The sequence below is a fragment of the Pedobacter sp. genome (genome assembly GCF_045628745.1).
Classification (GTDB): domain Bacteria; phylum Bacteroidota; class Bacteroidia; order Sphingobacteriales; family Sphingobacteriaceae; genus Pedobacter.
Genome location: NZ_JAZQPU010000493.1, coordinates 1 through 4,280, shown reverse-complemented (window position 1 = coordinate 4,280; position 4,280 = coordinate 1). Strand labels below are relative to the sequence as shown.

Sequence of the window (4,280 nt, the reverse complement as noted above, 5' to 3'; positions counted from 1 at the left end):
TTCTTTTTCCATGGGGCGCTATCGGCTTTCTTAACTTTCGGAGCAAAGGTTTTCTTCTTCTCATGAAAAGCACCCATAAAAGTAGGGTCATCTTTTCTTTTCTGAAGGTCAATTTCCCTGGCTATAGCCTGACGCTCCTCGAAAGGTGTTTCTTCCACAAAAACTTCAGCTGGCAAAGCTACAACAGGAATTGGTTGTCGCATCAGCTTTTCTATCTTCTTGATGTAATATTTCTCTGCCTCGGTACAAAAAGTGATGGCATCGCCCTTAGCGAAGGCCCTGCCTGTACGGCCAATACGGTGGATATAATCTTCAATGATAATAGGTACGTCAAAGTTAATGACATGACTCACCTCGCTTACATCAATACCACGTGAAGCAACATCTGTAGCCACTAATACCCTTACGTTACCTTCTTTAAAGCTATTGATAGAATTGATACGGGTATTTTGCCCTTTGTTGGCATGGATAACCCTTACTGCCTCGGCACCAAACCTTCTTTCGATAAAGCTGGAGATGTTATCTGCTACGGTTTTTGTTTTACAGAAGATGATCAGCCTGGTAAACTCTTCATCTTTCTTCAGCAAATTCTGCAGTAAGTTGATTTTAGTTTTGAAGTTAGGCACTTCATATAAACATTGCGTAACCGTTGCAGCAGGAGTTGCCTGCATTGACGCTTCAATAACAGTAGGATGTTTCAAGAAATCGCCGGCAATTTTTTGAACCAGGTCACTCATTGTGGCAGAGAACAAAAGATTTTGTCTTCTGCGGGGCACTACTTCTAAAATACGGTGGATGGAGCCAATAAAGCCCATGTCCATCATTTTATCAGCCTCATCAAGCACAAGAAACTTAATATATTGGGTGTTGATGTGTCCGGCAAGGTATAAATCTAAAAATCTTCCCGGCGTAGCAATAATTAAATCTACACCTTCTTTTAATTTGGCAATTTGAGTTTTAGGACCTAAACCTCCGTAGATTACAGCAGACCTTAAGTCAGTATATTTAGAGAACATGGTAACATGTTCGGCAATTTGCATGGCAAGCTCGCGTGTTGGCGCAAGAATTAAAGCCCTTGCAGCCTCTCCCTGTGCATATTTTAACTGCATCAGCATGGGTAATACATAAGCAGCGGTTTTTCCGGTTCCAGTTTCTGCGATCCCGCAGATGTCTTGTCCGGAAAGTACAGGTGCAATCGCTTTTTCCTGTATCGGCGTTGCTACGGTAAACCCCGCATCTTCAACGGCATTTAAAATTTGTCGGTTGAGATTGAACTCTTCGAATTTTTTGGGCATTTTGCAAATATACGTTTATTTATAGGATGGCTAATTACATTTTTATAGATTTGGAGGCATGGATACCATTCTGATAAAAGCAGCCACGCTGGTGAACGAAGGCCAGATCTTTGTTGCCGACGTATTAATTAAAGGCGGCATCATAGAAAAAATTGCAACTAACATTAGCCACCCCGGCGCCCAGGAAATCAATGCGGAAGGCTTACACCTGTTACCGGGCATGATTGACGACCAGGTGCATTTTAGGGAACCCGGCCTTACCCATAAAGCAGATATCTTTACAGAAAGCATGGCTGCAGTAGCCGGAGGCATCACTTCTTTTATGGAAATGCCTAATACGGTGCCAAATACATTGAGCCAGGAACTGCTGCAAGATAAGTATAATATTGCCTCAGAAATGTCGCTCGCCAATTACTCCTTTTTCATGGGTGCCTCGAATGACAACCTTGAAGAAGTGTTAAAAACAGACCCCCTTACGGTTTGTGGCATCAAGGTTTTTATGGGCTCTTCTACAGGGAATATGCTGGTGGATAATGAGAAAGTGTTGGAAAATATTTTTAAAGAAGCACCTATGCTCATTGCCACACATTGTGAAGATGAACAAACGATACAGCGCAACCTTAAAATATATAAAGAAAAATACGGCGACAACCTGACGGTAGACATGCACCCGCTGATACGGAGTGCCGAGGCTTGTTACCTTTCTTCTTCCATGGCAGTAGAACTGGCAAAAAAACACAATACAAGATTACATATTCTGCATATTTCTACCGCAAGGGAAGTTGCCCTTTTTGACAATATTACCCCACTGAAAGATAAAAGAATTACAGCAGAAGCCTGTGTACACCACTTATGGTTTGACGACAGCGATTATGCAACCAAAGGCAACTGGATTAAATGGAATCCTGCGGTAAAAACTGCGGAAGATAAAGCGGCGATATTAAAAGGTGTACTAGATGGACATATTGACATCATTGCTACTGACCATGCTCCGCATACTATTGAAGAAAAACAACAACCTTATGCACAGGCACCATCAGGCGGACCTTTGGTGCAACATGCACTTTCAGCCCTGCTGGAAATGTATCACCAACAGAAAATAAGCTTAACGCAAATTGTGGAGAAAACAGCCCACCATGTTGCTGAGTGTTTTAATATTGACAGACGTGGTTATATCAGAGAAGGCTACTGGGCTGATTTGGTTCTGGTAGATCTTAATGACCCTGTTACGGTGACTAAAAACAACCTTTTTTACAAGTGCGGCTGGTCGCCTTTTGAAGGACAAACCTTTCAATCTGAAATTACCCACACTTTTGTATCAGGCAACCTGGCTTATCAAAAAGGGAAATTCATGACCAACGAAACAGGAAAAAGATTAACCTTTATCAGGTAAGATGAACCCGGTTTACAAGAAATCAGGAAAACAACTGCTGCTCACTGTAGGTGTTGCAGCAGTTGTTTTTTTATGGGGGCTATTCAGCGGGCTGACAGAAACCTTATATTCCAATACCCTTTACCCTATAATTTCTATCAGTCTGAGAACAATCAGTTCCCTAATGCCATTTTCATTGGGTGATGTTTTATATGTGTTGCTGGTTCTTTTTATCTTCTGGAAGATTTATGTCTATGGAAGGCGCTTACTTTCCAGGAATTCAGATAAAACCCTCCGTCTGCTGATTCCCATGAAGGTGTTGAATTTCTCTTTAATCCTTTATATTGCCTTTAAGATTTTATGGGGATTAAATTATTCCAGGCCCTCGGTAGCTCATACATTAGGTATCAGTAATCACCATTATAGCGATAAACAACTGGTGCAGCTTGCCGCATTAATGATTGAAAGAATCAACCACCTTCAAACGCTTAAACAAGCATTACCCCCTAAATACAGGGAAAAGTACCGGGTGAAAGAACTACAGGCACTAGCCAGTCAATCTTATGCGAAGATGAGCGTAAAACAGCCCTTTTTCACCTACCGCAGTCCTGTGCTTAAACCTATGCTCAATAGTTGGCTGATTACGAAAATAGGCTTAGAAGGTTATTACAACCCCTTATCTGGCGAAGCTAACGTTAACATGTGGCTACCCAAAGAAGACCTGCCCTTTGTAACCTGTCATGAGATGGCCCATCAAATTGCTGTGGCGCGCGAAGATGAAGCTAACCTGGTGGGTTACCTGACGGCTATTAACAGTACGGATATTCAGTTTCAGTATTCTGGCTATTATGCCATTTTAAGGAATGTGCTTTTTGAAGTGAGGCTCATTGCCCCTACTGCCTATGAAGGTCTTTATAAAACCATCAACCCGGCTACCATCAGGGAATATAAAAGTGGAAGTGCATTTTGGCAGAAATACAACAACCAGATGTTCGGCTACATGAGCGCCACACTGGATAGCTTTTTAAAAATCAACAACCAGCAAAAAGGAATAGACAGCTACCAGGACATTGTTTTGTGGGTTTATAATGTTCACGAACAAGAAATAAAAGAAAAACATTACAGCCCTAAAACAAAAATCCCTTAAAACATTCCTAAATTTGCCACACTATGGCAAAAATATCCATTAACCTGGCAACAGGATCCTTGCAACAAGAAGAAATCATTGTTGGTATTGATTTAGGAACCACCAATAGTTTGGTTGCTTTTATCAATCCTGATCAAAAACCGCAGGTCATTAATGACTTAGGCAGAGGTTTGTTGGTGCCTTCCATTGTTCACTTCAATGAACATGGCGATGCACTTGTTGGCAATGAAGCCAAAGAATTTTTAACTACAGACCCTGAGAATACCATCTTTTCGGTGAAAAGGCTGTTGGGCCGCTCTTACAAAGACGTCGAGGCACACCAGGATACTTTTTCATACAAGGTGATTGATGATGATAATGATTCATTGGTGAAAATTAAAGCTGGCAACCGCTTTTATACACCCATAGAATTATCAGCAGAGATTTTAAAAGAACTGAAAGCACGTGCTGAACATGCCTTGAAAAC

The 4,280-nt window shown here is 41.5% G+C and carries 4 protein-coding genes; 3 read left to right on the top strand and 1 reads right to left on the bottom strand.

The genetic code is table 11. The features are described 5' to 3' along the window. A partial coding sequence (locus tag ACR2F7_RS17995) for a DEAD/DEAH box helicase (RefSeq protein ID WP_432714916.1) occupies positions 1–1,295 on the bottom strand: 1,295 nt, incomplete at its 3' end. Between the two features lie 58 nt (positions 1,296–1,353). On the opposite strand from ACR2F7_RS17995, the gene ACR2F7_RS17990 reads away from it, so the two are divergent. The 3 genes from ACR2F7_RS17990 to ACR2F7_RS17980 all read left to right on the top strand — a co-directional run. Then, positions 1,354–2,688, top strand: a complete 1,335-nt coding sequence (locus tag ACR2F7_RS17990) for a dihydroorotase (protein WP_432714915.1) — start codon at positions 1,354–1,356, stop codon at positions 2,686–2,688. A gap of 1 nt (position 2,689) precedes the next feature. Beyond that, a complete protein-coding gene (locus tag ACR2F7_RS17985; protein ID WP_432714914.1) occupies positions 2,690–3,814 on the top strand; it encodes a DUF3810 domain-containing protein in 1,125 nt (374 codons plus the stop codon). Positions 3,815–3,837: 23 nt separating this feature from the next. After that, positions 3,838–4,280: Hsp70 family protein (locus tag ACR2F7_RS17980; protein WP_432714913.1), on the top strand; the 443-nt coding region annotated here is incomplete at its 3' end.

Coding starts and splice junctions, on each gene's coding strand:
- ACR2F7_RS17990 (WP_432714915.1), top strand. CDS start 1,354: ATGGATACCATTCTGATAAAAGCAGCCACGCTGGTGAACGAAGGCCAG.
- ACR2F7_RS17985 (WP_432714914.1), top strand. CDS start 2,690: ATGAACCCGGTTTACAAGAAATCAGGAAAACAACTGCTGCTCACTGTA.